Raw genomic sequence first — 20,125 nt, 5'->3', positions numbered from 1 at the left:
GATGGTCCACGATGGCAGTTGGGAACTATTTGACACATTTAGCGATCGCATAGTCTTTATCAGGGGTAAAAGGAACATGAACGGCAGACGTCGCAACACCCACACCAGCAAAGCGGTGAGCTGCTGCATCATGCTTGCACTCCTGCTGGTAACAGCCTTACCAGCGAGAGCCCTGTTCGAGCCCAAATCCGAGGCCTGGGAGCGTTGGCGCCCTGCTGCCGATGTGGCGACGATAACGCTCGATCACAGCGCCTGGGCCAACGTTCTGTCGCGCTATCTCAACACAAGCACCGACTCGGGCATTTACCTGTTCGACTATGCGGCAGTCACCAGCGCGGACCGTCAACAGCTGCAGAGCTATGTAGACTACCTCGCGTCACAGCCGGTGCTGCGGCTTACCGCTCAACAACAGCAGGCGTACTGGATAAACCTCTACAACGCGCTGACCGTGGCGCTGATTGTCGACAACCCCGGCGTTGCCAGCATCCGTGACATCAAGGATGGTTTTTTCAGCCTGGGGCCTTGGAATCGCGAACTGGTCACCGTGGATGGTGTGGCCCTCACGTTGAACGACATAGAACACAGAATTCTTCGCCCGCTGTACCGTGATGCGCGGGTGCACTTTGCCGTCAATTGCGCCAGCCTCGGCTGCCCCGATCTACAGGCCGTGCCGTTTACCGCTAACAATCTGGATGCCCTGATGGACAGCGCTGCCCGCGCTTTCCTCGCTCACCCGCGAGGTCTCACTATTGAAGACGAGGCCATCACCGTGTCCACCATTTTCAAATGGTTTGACGAGGACTTTGGTGATAGCAAAGCCGCGGTGCTGTCCTGGATTGCCGATTATGCGCCCGAAGGTTCAGCTGAGGAAGTACGCGGCTGGGCCGGCAAAGTGCGGTACGAATACGACTGGGATCTCAACAAGCCCTGAGCAACGCGCGGCGAGCGCCCGGCAGTGTGACTCAATCGCGGGAGCGTAGCGGCTTACTCGCCAGCCGAGGTATCCAGCAGGCGAATATTCCGGTACCAGACCTTATCCCAGTGGTCCTGCAAGCCGATGTGGCCTTTCAGCAATGAGCCATAGGCAGGCCTGTCCGCAAACTTGCTTTGCTGGTAGAGCGCCAGCCAGGCCTCGCTACCCTGCTCAAATGCAGCGGTCTGCTGGCCATTGAGCCAGAACTCTACATAAGGGCCACGCGCAATGATGTGCACGGCATTCCATGTGCCCACGGGCTGACTGGTATCCTCGGCCGGCGCAATCATATCGTAGTAGGCCCCCGCCCGGTGGGTGGGGTCGTGCCTGTCCCAGTGGCCTGCGTTGTCCAGTACCTGCATCTCCATCGCAGTTTCATGAATGGCATCGCCAGACTCATCACCCCGAATAAAGATACCGCTATTTCCCGCGTCGGAAATCCGCCACTCCAGCTTCAGCTCAAAATCACTGTATTGCTGCCGGGTGATCAAGTCACCCGCCCAGCCCACTCGAGTCAGGCAGCCTCCCTCGATAGCCCAGCCGTCATCCACTTCGTCTTTGCCGAAGGTACGCCACTGCGCCAGTGACTGCCCATCGAACAGCAATGTCCAGCCGGCGCGCTGCTCATCATCCGTCAAAGCGTTTGCACAAGTTCCAGCGGGTAATACCGGATCGGGCGAGCAGGCGGTGAGTGACAGCATCAACGCCGCTGCTGAAACCCCTTTAGCGAATTCGATCATATGCATTGCTGTTCAATGAGATTTTCAGTGAGTTTACCGTATGGCTGCGCGACGTGCCGCTAACCCAGTCTGACTCGCACACGTCGCGCGTGGTGAAAGAGGCTCTGCGGGAGCGCCTAGATAGAGACAATTCCGTCGCGGTGCGTAGACACAGCGTATATCATTGCGGTTGCTATAACCCGCTAATTGAGAATAATAACTATTCCTTTCAACCTGAATCGGACGAAGCCATGCCAACCCAACTGATTCGCATTTTGGGCACTGCCCTCACTGCCCTGACTGGCGTCATCTGCAATGCCGCACTCGCAGCCGAGGTCAATGTGTACTCCTCGCGCCAGGAAGCGTTAATCAAGCCTTTGCTGGACCGTTTCAGCGAGCAAACCGGTACCAAGATCAATCTGGTCACCGGCAAGGGCGATGCCCTACTGACGCGTTTGCGCAGTGAGGGTATGAACTCCCCGGCCGACATCCTGCTAACCGTCGATGCCGGGCGCCTTTACCGCGCTGAGGAAGCCGGTGTGCTGCAAAGCGTCAGCTCAGAGCTGCTCATGTCGGAAGTCCCCGGCCACCTGCGGGACCCTGACGGGCAGTGGTATGCACTGAGCGTGCGCGCCCGCGCCATCGTGTACGCTAAAGATCGGGTCGATCCCGCGGAGCTCAGCACCTACGAAGCGCTCACCGACAGCACATGGGAGGGCAAAGTCTGCATCCGCTCCTCCGGCAACATTTACAATCAGTCACTGATCGCCGGTATGATCGCCACCGAAGGCGAAGCCGCTGCTGAGAGTTTTGCAACAGGTTTGGTGGCTAACTTTGCCCGCCCCCCACAGGGCGGAGACAGGGATCAGATCAAGGCTGTGGCGGCAGGCCAGTGTGACGTGGCCATCGTCAACAGTTACTACCTAGGCGGCATGATCAATTCCGGTGATGCTGAGCAGCAGGCAGCAGCGGCCAAGGTTGGTATCTTTTGGCCCAACCAGGACGGTCGCGGCACCCATGTCAATGTGTCCGGAGCCGGCGTCACTAAGTCTGCGAAGAATACGGCGAATGCCGTAAAGCTGATCGAGTTCCTGGCCAATGACGAAAGTCAGCGCTGGTACGCGGAAACCAACAATGAGTACCCAGTGCGTGATGGCATCCCGGTCAGCGAGGTTCTCGCCGCCTGGGGCACATTCAAGGCCGACGAAGTACCGGTTTCAGAACTGGGCCGCCTCAATGCTGATGCCGTCAAGGTGATGGACCGGGCCGGTTGGCGTTAATCCAGACACTATTCCAGGCACTATCCACTAACCCCGGCAGCACAGCCGGGGTCGGGTTTTCCCGATGGCCGGTGATGCTGGTTATCACGGCCGCATTATTAATGCTGCCGATCATCATCATCGCGGCCTCACTGGCCCTTCCCTTTTCAGACACCTGGCGACACCTGCTGGACACAGTTATCGTCGATTACCTGGGCACATCTGCTCTGCTCATGCTGGGTGTGGGCGCAGGGACGGCCGTATTGGGTGTCGGTGCCGCCTGGCTAACCACGGCCTACCAATTCCCAGGGCGCAGTGCGCTGGTTTGGGCGCTACTGTTACCGATGGCGATGCCAGCCTACATCATCGCCTACACCTATACGGGCTTACTGGACTTCAGCGGACCTGTGCAAAGCGCGCTCCGCGACAACTTCGGCTGGGGCTATGGCGACTACTACTTCCCACAGATTCGCTCTTTGGGCGGCGCCATCGCAATGCTGTCACTGGTGTTGTATCCCTACGTGTACCTGCTTGCCAGGGTTGCATTCATGGAGCAATCGGCCTCCATGCGCGAGGCTGCACGCAGCCTGGGCCGCTCGCCAACTCAGGTGTTCTTCAGGGTCGCCCTGCCCCAGGCGCGCCCGGCTATCGTGGCAGGCGTGAGCCTGGCACTGATGGAGACCCTGGCAGACTTTGGCACCGTGGACTACTTCGGTGTCAGCGCCTTTACCACCGGCATTTTCCGCACCTGGTACGGCATGGGTGAGCTGACCACTGCTGCGCAACTCAGCGCGCTTCTCATGCTGTTTATATTGGTACTGATCGTTGTAGAGCGCACCTCACGGGCACGGATGCGTTACCACCAATCGCAGCGACGTGCGCAGCGCACCCAATTGTCAGGTTGGCGCTCAGCGCTGTGCTGCGGCGCCCTGGTTCTGATAGTGCTCGCCGGCTTCCTGGTACCGGCCATGCAGTTACTGATGTGGGCGATCAATCACTGGCGCGGTGCCTGGGATGATCAGTTCCTGCAACTGGTGTGGAACAGTTTCTCGCTGGCCAGCATCACCGCCGTGGTGTGTTTGGGCTTGTCGCTGCTATTGGCTTACGGCCAGCGTCTTTCACCGGGTCTGATAGAGCGCTCGGCGGTGCGCCTTGCAGCCCTGGGGTATGCCGTCCCCGGCATGGTCATTGCGGTAGGTGTGCTCATTCCACTGGCCTGGCTGGATAATCGGGTCGATGCGCTGGCCAGGGAATGGTTCGACACCAGCACCGGGCTGCTTCTCTCTGGCACCCTGCTCGCACTGGTGTTTGCCTATGCCGTGCGGTTCCTCTCGGTTTCCCTCCAAAGTGTTGAATCGGGGCTATCCCGGGTAAAGCCAACGCTGGACGACGCCGCACGCACTCTGGGTGCAAGCGCAGGTACCACGCTGCGGCGGGTGCACCTACCCATACTGCGAGGCAGCCTGCTCACCGCACTTCTGTTGGTATTCGTGGATGTACTGAAAGAACTGCCTGCAACCTTAATACTGCGCCCATTCAACTTTAATACGCTGGCCGTACGCACGTATGAGCTGGCTTCTGACGAGCGCCTCACAGACGCCGCGCTGCCGGCGCTCGCCATTGTTATCATTGGTTTGATTCCGGTCATCCTGCTCATTAGAGCTATCGCCGAGGGGGAAAAGCAGCATGGGTAAGTCGCTGCGTATCGATAAAGCCAGCGTCTGCTATGGCGACGTTACCGCCGTGCAGGGCGCCAGTCTGCGCCTTGAAGCGGGCGAGATAGGTTGCCTGCTGGGCCCCTCCGGTTGCGGCAAAACATCTTTACTGCGCGCGATCAGTGGCTTCCAATCCATCAGTGAAGGCACTATCGAAGTGGGTGAGACATTGGTCAGCAGCCCCGCGCTGCAGGTAGCTCCCGAACAGCGTCGCATTGGCATGGTGTTTCAGGACTTTGCCCTCTTTCCCCATCTGAGTGTCAGTCGCAATATCGCTTTCGGACTACAGGCACTGAATGCAAACGATCGCCAGACCACCGTCGAAAGACTTCTGGAGCTGGTGAGTATGCGGGACTGGGCGAGCGCAATGCCCCACGAACTCTCCGGTGGGCAGCAGCAGCGGGTCGCCCTTGCCCGTGCGTTGGCGCCCTCACCCGACATCCTGTTACTGGATGAGCCGTTTTCCAGTCTGGATACCAGCCTTCGTGAACAGCTGGCGCTGGAAGTGACGCAACTTCTGAAAGAAAGCAACGTGACCGCGGTATTAGTGACACACGATCAGCAGGAAGCTCTCACCATGGCAGATACAGTGGCGGTGATGAATGACGGCAACGTCGAGCAGGTCGCATCCCCCTACGAGTTGTATCACCAACCACGAACACGTTTCGTTGCTGGCTTCATCGGACAGGGCACATTACTGCGCGTTAGCACCGATAGTACCGGCGGTGCCAAAACACCTGTCACAGAACTCGCCAGCGCGCTAGGGCAGTTGCCGTCATCCCGTGAACTGGAGGTGTTGCTGCGACCCGATGACGTGATTGTGGATGCAACCAGTAATTGCAAGCTGGTGGTTTCCAGCGTGGATTTCAGGGGTGCTCATTCGCTGGTTAGCCTACAGCTACCTGACGGCCAAACCATCAGCTGCAATGCACCCGGGCACGTGCAGGTGTCCCCAGGCTATGCCTTGCCGGTGCGTGTCGAGATCAAACATAAGGTCACGTTTGATGCCGCTGAGGGCGCGAAGTAAACGCAGCCCTGTCAACACAAGGCTGCTTTCACAGTCACACCCTGTACACAGCTTACAGGCCAAACTCCGCGAACAGCGCTGCATTGTGCTGCCCCACCTCGGGGGCTTCACGCGGTGACACCTTCTCTACACCATCAATGTAAAATGGGCTGTTGATAGTGAGCTGGCCCTGTTCAGCCTCAAAACCCACCAACATCTGATTAGCCATCGCCTGCTCGCACACAGCATGATCACTGTGGCGCGCGATCTTGCCCGCGGTGATGTGCCCTTCGACCATTCGCGGCTCCCAATAGGACCAGGGGTGCTCGAGAAATACGGCTTCAAGCGCCGCGGTGAGGTCTGCGTTGTTGGCGCGGCGCGATTCTATCGTCGTGAAACGCTCATCCGTGATCCACTCCGGGTGTCCACAACACTCGGCTAACGCAGGCCAAACCTTTTCCTGCACCTGCGGCAAGACCGTCAGCAAGAACCAGCGATCATCACTGCACCGATAGGTCTGGGAAAAGGCACTGAGCTTGTGACGCTCCAGTCGCTTACTGGTATCGGCACCATCCAGCGCCGCCTGCACGCACACAGCGTTGCTCCACAGGCCATTCGCCATTAGAGAACTACCGACGCGACCGCCCTCACCGGTTTTCTCCCGGCGGTATAGCGCTGTCACGATGGCACCGTACAGCGCATTGGCTGACATATAGTCGCCCATGCCGGGCATAGAAATCGCTGGAGGCGTATCACCGGTTGCCCTCACCGCGTCCATCAAGCCAGACCTTGCCCACCAGGCGGTAGCGTCGTATCCGGTGCTTGCCGCCTCGGGCCCCTCTTCACCGTAGGGCGTAAATGAGGCGTAGACGATCGACGGATTGATCGCCTTGATATCTTCGTAATGCAGGTTGAGCGAGTCGCGAACACCCAGGGGGTAGTTAGTGACGAACACATCGGCTTTGGCGATCAGCTTATCCAGCGACGCGCGTTGCTCAGCGTTCTTCAAATCGAGCGACAGGCTTTCTTTACTGCGGTTGGTGTGCCGCCAGGGGTAGTTAGTTTCTCCCTGCGGTAGCCCCGGCAGGTGTTTGAGCAGCCGGTAACCATCGCCGGTCGGAGGCTCTACCTTAATGACCCTGGCCCCCATGTCGGCCAGCATGGTTGCGGCGGCGGGTCCGGCGATGAAGCTCGCACAATCGATCACTAGCAGGTCAGAAAACAGGGTGTCGCTCACGGTCAATCCTCAGCGCATCGGCATTATTGGTGTTATTGATTTTCTACGAGCAGTATAGAGAGTTTTCTCCGGGGCGAAGACGGCACTTAAGCGAGGGTCGCAAGTAGCGAGACAGTGCGCGCTAGTCGTTAATCAACCGCAAAGGGTGCATGCCGTTCACCATCCCCATAAACGGCCCGTAAATGTTGTAGCCCACCAGTGATTGAAGTTCGGGGGTCATGTCACGCACGCGATCTTTCGACAGTTCCAGCAGGTAGTTCTCCTGCTGCCGTACATAGGCTTCGCAGTACTGATGAGTAATGCCGAAGCGCGCATTACCCGACCGATTCTCACCACCCCCGTGCCAGGTAGTACCGAGGAAGAACACGACCGAGCCAGCGGGCATAATCGCCGGTGTGGCTTCGGCTGGTTTACCCTGGCGCTGGTCATCCCATTGGTGACTCCCTGGGATAACAACGGTGGCGCCATTGTCCGCGGTGAAATCATCAATGGCCCACACCGTAGCGGCGCCCAACGGTTGGCGAGGCCTGGGGATGCGGTACCAGTTGTCATCGTAGTGCAGCGATTGCAGCGCTTCACCGGGCTGAATATTGATCACCTGGCTTTGCGACAGCAGATAACCCTGCATAAAGAACTTATCCATCAGCCCCATGATGCGAGGGTGCGTAGCCAGGGCGTCCGTGATCCGCGTTTTTGATAGCAGGTCGTAAACACGCTGGGTCTTGTACCCCTCAAAGGCATTACGCCCTGTTTTGTCCAACAACGACAGACCCTCAGCTTTGATGGTAGCGCACTGCTCCCGGCTGAGCAGGCCCTCGATGATGACATAGCCATCGCGCATCAGAACGTCAAAGTCTGCATCGATATCGGGGCTACTGCGCTCGGGACCCGGCTGTAACTGGGTATAAGTCTTTGCCTGATCCGAGTTTTGGCACCCTTCCTGGTCGAAGTATGCACTCATGTTTCTTTCATAGGCTGTATCAGCGGGATACGGCTGTGTTTAAAGCATCAGCCCAGCCCAGTTGCCGAACCAACCGCTCAAAGTCCTCTCCGGGTCGTGCGTCAAGAACAACGGGGTTGCCGGTGTCAGGATGCGTTACGACCATGCCCGTACAGGCCAGCAAGAGGCGGTCGCAACCGTAGCGCAGTTTAAAGAAGCGGTTGTGTACCCCTTTACCGTGCTTTGCATCGCCAATGATGGGGTGGCCAATATGCTTCATATGCCGTCTGAGTTGGTGCTTCCTGCCCGTTAGGGGATGCAGTTGCACCAGGGAGTAACGACTGCTGGGATAGCGATCCACCGCGTAGGGCAGCTCAACCGTCCCAAGGCGTTGAAAGCGGGTAATGGCCTCTCTAGCGAGCTGCTCCCGCGTCGCGCTCGCATAACCGTCCGCCTTATCCCGAAGGCCATGATTAACCTCCCCACCCTCGGGGCAATAGCCACGCACCACCGCCAGATAGGTCTTGCGCACCTCGCGTCGCTCGAACTGGCCGGACAGTGATGCGCCGGCCTCGGAATCCAGACCAAATAGCAGCACGCCGGAAGTGGGTTTATCCAGCCGGTGCACGGGATACACCCGCTGGCCTATCTGGTCACGCAACAACTGCAACGCGAAGCGCGTTTCATGCCGATCAATATTGCTGCGATGCACCAACAGCCCTGACGGCTTATTGATCGCGATAAGTCGATCGTCGCGATAGATAACTTCAAGCGCTACGTCTTTATCGTCTGCGTGCACAGCTTGCATCAATTTATGGTAAAGCCACCATCCAGCGTGATGATCTGACCGGTCATCACATCGGTGCCGGTAATCACAGACAGCAGACTCTGCGCGACATCGGCGGGGGTAGCAATGACGCTCAATGGGGTCTGGCCTTCAACCAACACCTTGATATCTTCCCAGGCCTCGCCCCACCCTTCGGCCGCCCAGCGTCCGTCGATCAGACCCGGGCAAATCGCATTCACCCGAATGTTGTGCTCGCCCAGTGCTTTGGCAAGATTGCGGGTCATACTGTTGAGAGCCGCCTTGGAGCAACAGTAGGCCATGGAACTTCCATTACTGGTGAGTCCGGCAACACTGGAGGTCATTACAACCTCCCCGCCCCCACGTTTGATCAGCTCGGGCACCACCGCCCGCGTCATATAGAACGGCCCCATCAGGTTGGTGCCCAGGGTGCGCTCCCAGATTTCGTCGCTGAGATTGTTGAGTTCTTTATGGGGCACATAGGTGGTGGTGCCCGCGTTGTTCACCAGAATGTCGACGCCGCCAAACTCGGCCACCGCCGTCTCTACCAAATGACGACACTGAGCCTCATCACTGACATCGGCCTGGCAAATCACACCCTTGGCACCGGCAGCCTCTACTCGACGAAGCGTCTCCTCCGCGCCGGCCAGTGTATTGGCGTAATTGATAACAACGCTGGCACCGAGCTCTGCGAGTTGGACGGCAGTTTCTGCGCCCACGCCGGAACTGGCACCGGTGACAATGGCGACCTTACCCAGAGGATTCATAGTGGCTTCCTATCGCTGCGTGAGCGCGCTAGTGCCGAATCGCCTGGTATCGGTTGCCGCTCACAAAAGTGGAAAGGTCATTGTAACGCACGCCGTTTTCACGCATCACCCGGTGTGCCGCACCCGCTACCATCTGTCGCAGATAAAACGGCTGGTTCACCACGAAATGGTGAATCGCATGAGTGGACCCGAAGTTGAAACAGAACAGCTGCAGTGGCCACAGGAACCAGGGGCGCAGGATCTGCGTCTGCTGCATCAAACCAGACACACCACCGTAGTAGTGCATGTAGGAGGTAATCACGTTCAGGCAGAAGGCGCGCAGCACGTTTGGCGCTATAACAACGACAACAAGAAGGTTGAGCACAGACATCACCTCGGCCGTCCATGCGGGCAGCGACAGCGATACACCCAGCAGCGCGGTGCCACCCATAACGGCGTGGTAGCCAAGGAACACGTACCAGCACACGTAGTACATCGTTGAGACCGGAAACGAGGCATTCACAATTTCAACCAAACCAAATCTCGGCGTCTCACGCTGGAATACGCGCACGCGTAGCAGGATGCCCATGAAGGAATCGGCCATGACAACGAGTCGCAGGATGGGGTTCCTGATGCCATTCCCCACCAGACGCTCTTCCAGGTCTTCCGGGTTACCCGAGACCTTGTGGTGCAAAAAGTGGATATCGCGACGGTACCAGGGGTTGATGGTATTGGGGCGCATCACCCACACCACGAACATCATGATGTTCTGAACCAGCGGCTGCTTGCGGAAATACAGCCGGTGTATCAGGTCGTGCTCCAACTCATGGGACAGCGATGCAAACAGTGCAGAGAGAGGGATGCTTATCCAAGCCGAGAGATAACCGAGGTACCAGGCCAGTCCGCTGGCGATCATGCCTGCCAGCGAAAACAGCAATATGGACAGGCCGATGGCGTTCTGACGCTGAAGGATGGGGTATTTGGCGCGCAGCCTTTGGTCTTCGGCGCGGATGCCCGCAACGATGCGTTTGACCCGCTGTTCGTCCAGGGAGACCGTGGCGGCTCGTCTGGGTGTTGCTTCCTGCATTTGCGCTGTCATTGTGCCCTCCTGGCGGCGACCGAACGCGAATTGAGTGTAGGCCAAGCGGGCCAACTTTACACGGGCTTAACAAACCCCCTGCTTATGCCGTGGGCGGCAACACCTCCCACTCGGGTGATTCAAACTCACCCAAAAAATGAATATCAACGTGAGGGGTTTGCTCCGCAATAATGTCGGCTACGGCATCGGGCAGCTTGGCCTCCATCGCATCACGGGCTGCTTTTGATTCCCATGTGGCTATGGCCAGTAGGACGCTGGGATCGCCAATTTTCCGGTGCAGCCGTGTGCCCTGCGCACCCGCCGCCGATTGGATATAGGCACTGGCTCGCTCCCAGGCTTCGGCGTAGTCCTCTGCTGTGTAGTCGGTGTCTGGCCTGATTCGCACCTCAAAAATGTAATGCATACCCCTGCCCTCACGTCACCTTGGCGCGCACCTGATACTTGGGATCTTCATAGTGGCGCGACTCCATCACGTCTTCCAATACGCTAACGGCTTTCGCCACGTCCGCAAAGCGATTGTACAGGGGCGCAAAACCGAAGCGGACTATGTCGGGTGCGCGGAAGTCGACGATGATGCCCCGATCAATCAGGGCCTGCGAGATGGCGAAGGCCTCGGGGTGCGCCAGGGAAACTTGCGAGCCTCTTTGCTCGGGGCTTACGGGCGTCAGGCATTTGAAGGCTACCAGGGATGGCTGTTCCGCCACCCGTGCCATAAATGTCTCGGTGAGAGCCAATGACTTGTCGCGCACGGCCGACATCGACACCGATTCAAACAGCGACAGCGCCGCCTGCAGCGCACGCATACCCAATACTCCCGGGGTACCGCCCAAGTATTGGCTGACACCGACACCCGGCGTGTACTGCGGGGAGAACTCAAAACCGTTACGATGCCCCATCCAGCCCGTGAGCGGTTGCTGCACTGCGTTCTGATGACGCTTGGCCAAATACAGGAAGGCGGGCGCACCCGGTCCGCCATTGAAAAACTTGTAGCCGCAGCCAACCGCCATATCGACATTGCAGGCATCCAGTGCAACCGGCATCGCACCGGCGCTGTGTGCCAAGTCCCACAGTACCAGTGCACCTGCATCGTGCGCGGCTTGCGTAAGCGCACGCATATCGTGCTTCTCCCCGGTGCGGAAGTTCACCTCGGTCAGCATCATCACAGCCACGTCTGAATCCAGCGCCTCTAGCAAGCCGTCACTGGAGGCCGTTCTCAGCTCACAGCGCTGCTGCCCCAACAGGCTTTCCAGACCCTGCGCCATGTACAGGTCGGTGGGAAAGTTATCACCCTGCGACAGGATTACACGACGCCCGGGCCTGAGTGCCAGCGCCGTTGCGAGGAGCTTAAAGAGATTGACGGAAATACTGTCACAACAGACCAACTGCCCGGGTGCGGCACCCACTAACGGCGCTATGGCCTCGCCAACGGTCACCGGTAAATCGATCCATCGGTGTTTGTTCCAGCTGGCGATCAGGTCACTGCCCCACTCCGTGTCGACCGTCTGATTTAACGCCTCACGCACGGCTCGCGGTAATGCCCCGAGTGAGTTTCCATCGAGGTAAGTCACGCCCGCCGGCAGATCAAACTGTGCTCGCAACGGTGCCAATGCATCGGCTGAATCCAGCGCTTCAAGACTGTTTGTACTCATGGGGCTAGCGCCTCGCCTATGGCATTCAGGAGCACGGCGAAGGCTGCCGTATCAGGATGAATAACATCAAAGTGTCCAGCGTCAGGGATGCTCACGCGTTTGGCACCCACGATAGCCGCAGCCTGCGCGGCCGGCACAATGGGGTCTGCCTCGCCCTGGATCAGCACAGGTGGCGCCGGATACGTGAGGCGTGCCGGTGACACGTCGCTATAACGCGCCGGCTGATCCTCGGGCAGTCCCTCCATAAGGTCGACTACCACCTGCTGGCAACTGTTATCGCCGCGCGCGTAGCTCTCCAGATCTGTAATCGCGGCAAAACCCAGCACAGCCTTGGGCGCCACTACACTCGACGGGGCCGGTGAGCTGTCGCTACCGGGCTGCCTCGCTGCGGCCCAAAGCGCCAGATGGCCACCGGCAGAGTGGCCGGCATACGCTATACGATCAGCATCCAGTGCCGCTGCTGCCGCTTCCGGGAATGCCTCAATTGCAACAGCAATGTCGTGAAAGGTGCCGGGCCAACCACCACCGGGCTCCCCAACACGGCGGTATTCAGGAGCCCAGACAACATAACCCTGCTGCGCCAGCGCAGATGCCAGCGGACGAATATGGTCTACACCGTACTGACTCAGCCAGCAACCACCGTGCACCAGCACAATGCCCGGTGCGGGCACGTGATCGGGTAACCACAGTTCAGCAAACTGACTAGGTGCATCGCCATAGCGCACTGTTTGGTAATCCTCAGTCACCGCAAGGTCTGTCACCTCAGAGAAACTCACCGGCATAGCAGTTTCAGCGCGTAGCCCGGTGACCGCGGTGCACAGGGCCATGAGAAAGGCGAAAGATATAGGTCGAAGCATAGGGGGCGTCCGGATAGTGGAAGAGCGGCAGCTTAGCCAGCGGATTGCGCTAAATCCAGTACGCCAACAGCTACCCAAGCGGATTGATTCTGAAGTGTCAGCGGCCTTACTTCGACGAGCAATACTGGCCAGTCCAACACCTTCACTTATCGTTATCTTCACCTGTTTCTAGCCGCATCAGCGCAGCTAAGCAGACGTGTGTCGATATTCACCACTACTGGCCCTCACTGGCCGGTATTGAACCGATGTGGTCAGGGTTTCGTACCTTGGTTATACTCCAAACTAATGCCTATTAGTCTATAGCTTTGCCGAGGTAACTATGGAAGCTGCAGCCCCTGAATACGTCCAGCACAAAGATAACCGCGACCTGTCACACATCCCCGGCAGTTACGGACTGCCCTTACTGGGCAACACCTTCGGCTTCATCACCGCGCCTTTCGATAGCTTGGACCAGGCCTACCGACAGTATGGCCCTGTCTTTAAGTCCAGCCTCACCTTTCAGCGCATGGTGGTGGCGCTGGGACCGGAGTTTATTCAGCAGCTGATGCTGGATTCAAAACAGGAATTCTCGGCGCGCATGGGCTATGACGCACCGCTGGGGGACTTCTTTGCCGGCGGCCTGCTGATGCGCGACTTCCAGGAGCACAAGTTCCACCGGCGCATCATGCAAACTGCTTTCAAGATCGACGCCATGCGGACCTATGTCGACCTGATGCAGCCCATCATCAGTCAGCAGCTAGCGAGCTGGAATACACCTGGCGACTTTACGTTTTATCCCAATGTAAAAACCCTGCTGCTGGATGTGGGCGCCAAAGTATTTTTGGGTATGGACCTGGATGGCCCGGAAACGGACGCCCTCAATCAGGCATTCCTGGATATGAATGAAGGGACGGTGGCACTGATCCGCCGCGACTGGCCGGGCCTGACCTATCACAAGGCCATGAACGGACGGCGCAAACTTGAGGAGTTCTTCTTCAATTTGACGCCGGAGCGGCGCGGCAAAGACGGTAAGGACATGGCCACTTTCTTCGCCAATGAGACCACCGAAGACGGTGATTACTTCTCCGAGAAAGTCGTGGGTGAGCACTTGATCTTCTTGCTCCTGGCGGCGCACGATACAACCACAAGCGCGCTAACCATGGCAGCCTATTACCTGGCGAACGATCAGGCGTGGCAAGAGCGGCTGCGCGAGGAAACCGCAAGCCTGGGCCGCGCGGAGCTGGAGTATGACGATCTGGGCAAGAACGTGCCCAATCTGGATCACGCATTCAAAGAGGTGTTGCGCATGAATCCGCCAGTTCCCATGCTCATGCGGCGCACCGTAAAGCCCGTGCAGCTCGGCGATTTCGAATTGGAGCCACACACAATGATCCAGGTGTCGCCGCTGTACACCCATCGCATGGCCGAGTACTGGACCAACCCTCACGTCTTCGATCCGGATCGTTTTGCCAGGGAGGAGCACAAGCAGCACCCCTTCCTGTGGGCCCCCTTCGGTGGCGGCGCTCACAAATGCATTGGCCTGCACTTCGCCGACATGCTGTTTAAATGCACCCTGGCGCAGCTGCTCTCGACCTACCGCATCCGTTTCGCGAAAGAGGGACAGTTCCCCAGCAAGATCCAGAACTTCCCCTTCGCCAAGCCGATGGATGACCTGCCCTTGGTGTTAGAGAAGCTGTAATACGGCGACGCCCGGGAACGCAGGCGAAAACGCAGCGTCAGGACGTTGCGTAATCAAGAGTGTCAGCTATGCGGATTCCCTTCTAGGGCTCCTGACGCAGGCCAAACAGTTTCTGGCTGGAGTCACTGTGCGTTGGCACGCCGGGGTTGGTGGGTAGATCTTCGATAAATGTTCTGAAGCGCTTTCCAAACATGGTTCGGCGCTCCTGCCATATCCGCTGCGCGGAATCCGACTGTAAGATAGCGGCGAACTGGGCCTCGAAACCTGCCCACACATCTTCGTCGATCAATTTCCTTTCGTAGTGAATGTGCGCGAGTTCCAAGGTCCGGAGAAAGCTGGATAGCCAAAGGGTGAATTGCATCTGCTCATCCCGATCCAGCGCATCGAAATCATTCATTCCCAGAATTATCACGCGGGCGTTTGCCTTGGAGCCTGCGCCAATCTGTAAGGCTGCATTCAAGTTCTCGAGTACTGACTGTGTTGCAGCCGTGCTAACCGATCGTGTGTTCTGGCGGATCTGAACCGCGAGATAGATTAGCGATATGAACACTGCGAGAGCGCCCAGAATCTCGCCCACGGCACCGATTGCGTCCCAGCTCACCTGTAGACCCCTAGATTATCCTTAACTCGGATAAGCGTAGACCGAGGTTCGGCTTTTCGCGAAGGGCAAGTTTATACCGGCAGAGCCCGCTAGCTTGATGCTGGGCACATTTTCTATTGAGCAAAGACAGGAAACGCCTGCTTAAAGTTAACCCAGAAAACCCATAACCACGCAGGAGGGCATATGAGAACCATGCTAGCCAACAGTGCCTCTTGTACTTGACCGACAAGATGAAGATGCAGCACTAAGCCAACAGCCATACTGAGTATGAAAATTGCCACATTCAGCGCATAAACAGGCCTAAATAGGGCCGGATCGTAATCGATTGTGTCGTCGGACAACCCCCTGTGAACGTTGTAGAAAGTCGCAAGTGCGGCGCCGAGATTGAAGACTCCGTGCACGTAAAAGAACTCGTAAGCAGGCCGGGTGATCATGAAATTTAGAATGTACAGACCCATGATCGAGCCAAACACCATAAACGCGTCCATGGGTTTGGGCACAAGGCGGATACAAACCGCCATGCTGGAGTAGGAAACCCATAGATTGATAACGAGCAGCGAAACTAGCGCCAGTATTACATAGGCAAAAAAGCTAGGGCTCTCGATAGACGAGAACCTGCTGAACAGATCCTCCATAGCCAGGCCGAGGAAGATACTGACAATCGTGATTTGAACGGTTGAGAATCGATCCTTGATTTTATCGGCGGCCGTCACTTCCATATCGCCTACTCCGCTTGCTGTTAGGGTCGTCAACAAGCATAGACCGTCAGCAAGTTGTCGGCGAAGTCAGCCAATCTATAGCGCCGATACGGTTTAGGACGCCGCACAACATTCAAGATCCTAGGAGTCGGCCCAGTCAATCAGGAATCCAGCCACTCGCTCCCCAAGAACCTCGGCACCCTTGTCTGCCTGCGGGCCACTCGAACCCCATCCCAATCCGTTTCGACAATCGGCAGAATCGGCGAGCTTATTGCCATCTGGGTCAGCGACCTCACCAGAAACACATACCTTACTCTCACCGGTACCAAATCCGATCCAAACCCTGAGGTTTTGACGACCCGGGTCAAGCCTGGTGAACCTTCCAGTCACGTTTAAAGCATCTATGGGTATGTCACCTTCCGATTCATCCAGCGTTACTGAGGTAAACCCTGCATCGCGCAGGCTTTCAACAATGTCGGCGGCCAAGAGGTGAGGGGCTGATTTCACCATCGCGTTCGCTGTGTCGCGAAACTTTGGATTGCCCAAATCGGCCTCAGAAGTACTGAAAGGATGTATGTGTATCGGAGCGCTTTTTGACAGCGCACCAGAAAAAATATTCTGACTATCCATCTTTCCTGCGGCCATGGCGCCCGAGTAACAGAAGATCAGCGCTGCAGCGAGCCCAAATATCGATTAGTTAAGATTTTTCATTTTTGCCAACACTCATGTCGAGGATGATTTTTATCTGGCGAGCGCTACTGACCAAATCACTGGCGGTCTGAAAGACGCCTCATAGCCTCAAGCTCGCCGTATTGCTCAGCATATGTCAGGAAACGAAGACCCGTCTCTCTCGAGTTTTTGCGGCCATGAGCGCTGTGGCCGTAGTCGCTGGCAATATTGCGATTTTCATCTCCACGCATACGCACTTCTTGCGCCTCGTCTGTCTGTTGAATCTGGTCGAGCAACACTGCGTGGAGCCCTAACCCTACCTGCGTGGTGACCAACCCCTTGCCGTGCTTTTCCATATTCCGGCTAACATCGAGGCAAGCTTCGCGCCAGCGCTCGTCTGTCGTTACCCGCGGCTTGCAAACCTCAATAATGCCTTGGTACTCCGGCAGGTTCATAGCGGCGATGCTCGAAGCCAGTACAGGCGAACAGGCGCGATGCCCTGGCAAGTATTTGTCTATGACAGGCACAAAACTCAGCGCCTGACGGAAAAAGCCCTCGTCAAAGTTGGCTGAACGGGCAGCGGATTCCATGTACTCGAGCGCACCATCATTATCGCCCTCTTCCACACGTAGAACGGCGAGGAAGGCCTGGTAAAGCCCATTGTCGGGCCTGAGCTCTGCCAGTGCATGAATCGGTATTTGAGTGCAGAGCTCTTTGCGGGTTTGGGGGTCAACGCCCTCAGTAGATTTGCAAAAGACGTGGAGGGATTGCAGTAGGGTCTCATCAGTTGGATCAATATCCATCGCAGCGACGAGGAAGTCATCCCGTGTTGGAAACGTCGTTGGATATTGTGACGCGGGATAAAAGCGCCTCAGTGAAGCGCCGGCGATGAGTGCACTGACATTGTCGTTATAGAGCGCCTTCACCACCTCGACCGTCAGATCCGGCGTCGTGGTGCAGTTTGACTGTTTGACACTGCAAGCTGCCAAAAGCGAGCAGCAAGCAACCATCACTATGGCCAAGAAGCGCTCGCCTGACGAGGTATGTCTACCCAACAACCACCTCCTTGTGGATTCTTACTAAAACACTTAATGCTTAAGCGACTTGCGTGAATGCTATCAGACTCGATTGCAGGCACGCCAAGCCGACGATTAACCTGCGGCGGTGCGATCTTTAATTACCGAACATCTCCACTGGATGAAGTCATTAGAAAACACGGTGGCATGCGCTCCTTTTAGTCTGACAGCGCTTCCCAGTTGTCCGAACAGGGGAAGTCCACCACCCAGCAGAACTGGTGCCTGCCAGACGCAGATTTCATCGATTAAGCCATGATCGAGAAAAGAGGTGATCGTGGCGCCACCATCGACATAGGCGTGCTGCAGGCCACCCTCCTCCAACCGCTCAATCAACTCGGGAATAGCACCAGAGAACAGGCTCACGGTGTCGGGCAATCCCTAAGGAAGCGTTGAGAGCGTTTTGCTAAGTACATACACAGGTAAGTCACTGTACGGCCATTCCTCTGGGGAAAGGTTAGAACTGGCGACCTTTTCGAGCGTATTACGCCCCATAACCAGGCAGTCCACCGTACCCAGAAAGTCAGCGAAGCCGCCGTCTCCCATGGTTGTGCCATCACCATTTTCGGCATTGCCGGCGGCATCCAGCCACTCGACGCCTCCGCCTAGGGTGGCAATCTAGCCATCTGCACTTGCAGCAATGAAAACAGAGCACTTCATGAATGAATTACCCTCCCTTGAACTCTCAATCCCTTGAAACCAAAGTTTTCTCTTCGCGATGCCTAGGGTAGCAGCGACCACAAGGCTTCAGTACCAGGTCTCGCAGTGACACAGGCGTAAAGTTCATGTCGCCGTCAGAGTGCGATCGTCAGGATGGCGCGTACCACCGCTTTGCCAGCAGCGAGAGCAGCACAATCACCGCTGAGAAGGTGAGCGCCAAGGTCACATTCAATCCCCAACCGCCGATGTCGTACGCGATGGTACCCACCCAGCTGCCGATACCGCCGCCGAGGAACATCAGCGTGATGAACAGCGACATCAACCGCGTGCGCACTGCGGGGTCGCCGACCAGGCAGGTCATGCGGCCGGCCACATCCACCATAGGTCCCGCCACACTCATGATGATGATAGGAACGGCAAGCCACCAGAAGTTGGCCCCCACCAGCCACAGCAGGCCAATACCGAACATCTGCCAAAGCGCGACCACAATGCGCGCCTGCTCGGGCCCCACACGATCGGCCCATCGACCCAGTCGCGGTGTTGTCCAGGCATTGACAATCGAGAAGGCGCCCAGATAACCCACGTCATCAACGCCGAAGCCCATCTCGGGGCTGGTGAAGTGAAGTCCCAGCCCCATCCACACCAAAAGGAAAATGCCGAAGCTCAGTCCCTGGATAAACCCGGAGAGCAGCACCCGCGGATGCTGCCGCGCCAAGGTCAACATAGTGCCGATAAGACGCCAATAGCTACCGGTTTCCACCGTGCCACGGGTAACCACTTTATCGTCGAGCATGCGCCGAAGTGCGAATAAGGCAACCACCATGAGTGCGGTCGCGATCCAGTAGGTAATGCGCCATCCCAAATACTCCCCGACAACGCCTGACAGCGTGCGCGACAACAACACGCCGGTGATGATGCCCGCGGTGAGCACTCCGGTCACATGGCCGATTCTGGAAACCGGTACCCGCTTGGAGATGTAGGCCGGCAGCATGTAGGGCGTAATCGTGAAGAATCCTAACGCGGTGGACGCCGCGACAAACACCGCAAATGACTCTGCAACTGCCATCAGCATAAGCGCAATGAGCTGCACGCTAAGTGATAACGTGATGATACGTCGATTACTCAGGCGATCTCCCAGCGGCAAGAGGAGCAAAATACCCACCGCCAAGGCGATCTGATTAGCCGCAGGCACCAGACCTACCCAGGCATCTCGTACCTCGAAGCTCTCAGCTACCCGCGCAATGATCGGATGTATGTAATACGCGTTAGCCGTTACTACCGCCGCCACCACGGCCAGCAGTATGACCTGCCCTTCACTCAACTGGTCTTGATCATGATCGGTGTCGATGCGGTTATCACTCAAAACTGGTTCGACTCCCGATGGCACCCAGTGCGCCAACCGCCCACCAGACATACGGCGCGGGCGTGCCCCAAAGCGCGTCCGACAATGTAACAGCCAGTGAGACGGCAACCGCACCCAAGGCGCAGGCCGCGAAAGTCGCAACTCGCGCCACCACCTGCATACCATCGCGACGGGCTGCCACAAAAAACAGCGCCGCCAGCAGCAAGCCCAACACACTGCCGGCGTGCCAACTGAAGTGATGCAGCGCCACAACCTCCGGTGGCAGTCCTGCCTCGCTCAGTGGGGGGAGCACCATCGGCGCACCGGCCACCTCATGCAACACAACCACCAGAGCAGACAAGCCAGCGGCTGTTAACAGAATTCGATTACGCACAACGT

21 protein-coding genes are annotated in these 20,125 nt (G+C 57.4%); 5 read left to right on the top strand and 16 right to left on the bottom strand.

The features are described 5' to 3' along the window. Positions 1-76: 76 nt before the first annotated feature. Positions 77-931 carry a DUF547 domain-containing protein gene (locus tag IE089_RS02945; protein WP_189475001.1) on the top strand — a complete coding sequence of 285 codons (855 nt, stop codon included), beginning with the start codon at positions 77-79 and terminating at the stop codon, positions 929-931. A 53-nt stretch (positions 932-984) separates the two neighbouring features. Here the strand turns inward: IE089_RS02945 and IE089_RS02940 are convergent, their stop codons facing one another. Next, entirely contained in the window at positions 985-1,713 is a 729-nt protein-coding gene (locus IE089_RS02940; RefSeq protein ID WP_189475000.1) for a 3-keto-disaccharide hydrolase, read from the bottom strand. A gap of 230 nt (positions 1,714-1,943) precedes the next feature. On the opposite strand from IE089_RS02940, the gene IE089_RS02935 reads away from it, so the two are divergent. From IE089_RS02935 to IE089_RS02925, 3 genes are read left to right on the top strand one after another with little or no spacing between them, the layout of a single operon-like run. After that, entirely contained in the window at positions 1,944-2,972 is a 1,029-nt protein-coding gene (locus tag IE089_RS02935) for a Fe(3+) ABC transporter substrate-binding protein (protein WP_189474998.1), read from the top strand. Beyond that, complete coding sequence (locus IE089_RS02930) at positions 2,963-4,645, top strand: ABC transporter permease (RefSeq protein ID WP_229802551.1); 1,683 nt, start codon at positions 2,963-2,965, stop codon at positions 4,643-4,645. The genes IE089_RS02935 and IE089_RS02930 overlap by 10 nt, the downstream gene beginning before the upstream one ends. Next, positions 4,638-5,693 (top strand): ABC transporter ATP-binding protein, encoded by a 1,056-nt coding sequence (locus tag IE089_RS02925; RefSeq protein ID WP_189474996.1) that lies wholly within the window; start codon positions 4,638-4,640, stop codon positions 5,691-5,693. Before IE089_RS02930 ends, IE089_RS02925 begins: the two co-directional genes overlap by 8 nt. 52 nt (positions 5,694-5,745) lie before the next feature. Here IE089_RS02925 and IE089_RS02920 read toward each other — a convergent pair whose 3' ends face one another. From IE089_RS02920 to IE089_RS02885, 8 genes are all read right to left on the bottom strand, one after another. Continuing rightward, complete coding sequence (locus IE089_RS02920) at positions 5,746-6,909, bottom strand: CaiB/BaiF CoA transferase family protein (RefSeq protein ID WP_189474994.1); 1,164 nt, start codon at positions 6,907-6,909, stop codon at positions 5,746-5,748. A gap of 121 nt (positions 6,910-7,030) precedes the next feature. Then, positions 7,031-7,870 (bottom strand): phytanoyl-CoA dioxygenase family protein, encoded by an 840-nt coding sequence (locus tag IE089_RS02915; protein ID WP_189474992.1) that lies wholly within the window; start codon positions 7,868-7,870, stop codon positions 7,031-7,033. Between the two features lie 19 nt (positions 7,871-7,889). Beyond that, entirely contained in the window at positions 7,890-8,657 is a 768-nt protein-coding gene (locus tag IE089_RS02910; RefSeq protein WP_189474990.1) for a pseudouridine synthase, read from the bottom strand. After that, positions 8,657-9,421 (bottom strand): SDR family NAD(P)-dependent oxidoreductase, encoded by a 765-nt coding sequence (locus tag IE089_RS02905; RefSeq protein WP_189474988.1) that lies wholly within the window; start codon positions 9,419-9,421, stop codon positions 8,657-8,659. The genes IE089_RS02910 and IE089_RS02905 overlap by 1 nt, the downstream gene beginning before the upstream one ends. Positions 9,422-9,449: 28 nt before the next feature. Next, entirely contained in the window at positions 9,450-10,499 is a 1,050-nt protein-coding gene (locus IE089_RS02900; RefSeq protein WP_229802550.1) for a fatty acid desaturase, read from the bottom strand. 82 nt (positions 10,500-10,581) lie between these two features. Beyond that, positions 10,582-10,902 (bottom strand): antibiotic biosynthesis monooxygenase family protein, encoded by a 321-nt coding sequence (locus IE089_RS02895; protein ID WP_189474986.1) that lies wholly within the window; start codon positions 10,900-10,902, stop codon positions 10,582-10,584. Between the two features lie 10 nt (positions 10,903-10,912). Further along, on the bottom strand, positions 10,913-12,148 hold the full coding sequence (gene kynU, locus IE089_RS02890; RefSeq protein WP_189474984.1) for a kynureninase: 1,236 nt from the start codon (positions 12,146-12,148) through the stop codon (positions 10,913-10,915). Then, the gene (locus tag IE089_RS02885) at positions 12,145-13,005 is read right to left on the bottom strand and encodes an alpha/beta hydrolase family protein (protein WP_189474983.1); all 861 of its coding nucleotides are present in this window, start codon (positions 13,003-13,005) and stop codon (positions 12,145-12,147) included. Before IE089_RS02885 ends, kynU begins: the two co-directional genes overlap by 4 nt. A gap of 319 nt (positions 13,006-13,324) precedes the next feature. On the opposite strand from IE089_RS02885, the gene IE089_RS02880 reads away from it, so the two are divergent. Continuing rightward, a complete protein-coding gene (locus IE089_RS02880; protein ID WP_189474981.1) occupies positions 13,325-14,683 on the top strand; it encodes a cytochrome P450 in 1,359 nt (452 codons plus the stop codon). Positions 14,684-14,765: 82 nt separating this feature from the next. Here IE089_RS02880 and IE089_RS02875 read toward each other — a convergent pair whose 3' ends face one another. The 7 genes from IE089_RS02875 to IE089_RS02845 form a co-directional block, all read right to left on the bottom strand. Further along, a complete protein-coding gene (locus IE089_RS02875; RefSeq protein ID WP_189474979.1) occupies positions 14,766-15,284 on the bottom strand; it encodes a hypothetical protein in 519 nt (172 codons plus the stop codon). Positions 15,285-15,397: 113 nt separating this feature from the next. Continuing rightward, positions 15,398-16,003 carry a hypothetical protein gene (locus tag IE089_RS02870; RefSeq protein WP_189474976.1) on the bottom strand — a complete coding sequence of 202 codons (606 nt, stop codon included), beginning with the start codon at positions 16,001-16,003 and terminating at the stop codon, positions 15,398-15,400. A 120-nt stretch (positions 16,004-16,123) separates the two neighbouring features. Then, a complete protein-coding gene (locus tag IE089_RS02865) occupies positions 16,124-16,612 on the bottom strand; it encodes a DUF4410 domain-containing protein (RefSeq protein ID WP_268247976.1) in 489 nt (162 codons plus the stop codon). Positions 16,613-16,749: 137 nt separating this feature from the next. Continuing rightward, positions 16,750-17,706, bottom strand: a complete 957-nt coding sequence (locus IE089_RS02860; protein WP_189474972.1) for a hypothetical protein — start codon at positions 17,704-17,706, stop codon at positions 16,750-16,752. Positions 17,707-17,802: 96 nt separating this feature from the next. After that, positions 17,803-18,090, bottom strand: a complete 288-nt coding sequence (locus tag IE089_RS15630; protein WP_229802549.1) for a dihydrofolate reductase family protein — start codon at positions 18,088-18,090, stop codon at positions 17,803-17,805. 442 nt (positions 18,091-18,532) lie between these two features. Beyond that, complete coding sequence (locus IE089_RS02850) at positions 18,533-19,747, bottom strand: MFS transporter (protein ID WP_229802548.1); 1,215 nt, start codon at positions 19,745-19,747, stop codon at positions 18,533-18,535. Continuing rightward, positions 19,740-20,120 carry a hypothetical protein gene (locus tag IE089_RS02845; protein WP_189474968.1) on the bottom strand — a complete coding sequence of 127 codons (381 nt, stop codon included), beginning with the start codon at positions 20,118-20,120 and terminating at the stop codon, positions 19,740-19,742. Before IE089_RS02845 ends, IE089_RS02850 begins: the two co-directional genes overlap by 8 nt. Positions 20,121-20,125: the final 5 nt, after the last annotated feature.

It is taken from the genome of Parahalioglobus pacificus (assembly GCF_014652275.1).
In the GTDB taxonomy this organism is placed as follows: Bacteria; Pseudomonadota; Gammaproteobacteria; order Pseudomonadales; family Halieaceae; genus Parahalioglobus; species Parahalioglobus pacificus.
This window is presented reverse-complemented; position numbering and strand designations above follow the sequence as displayed.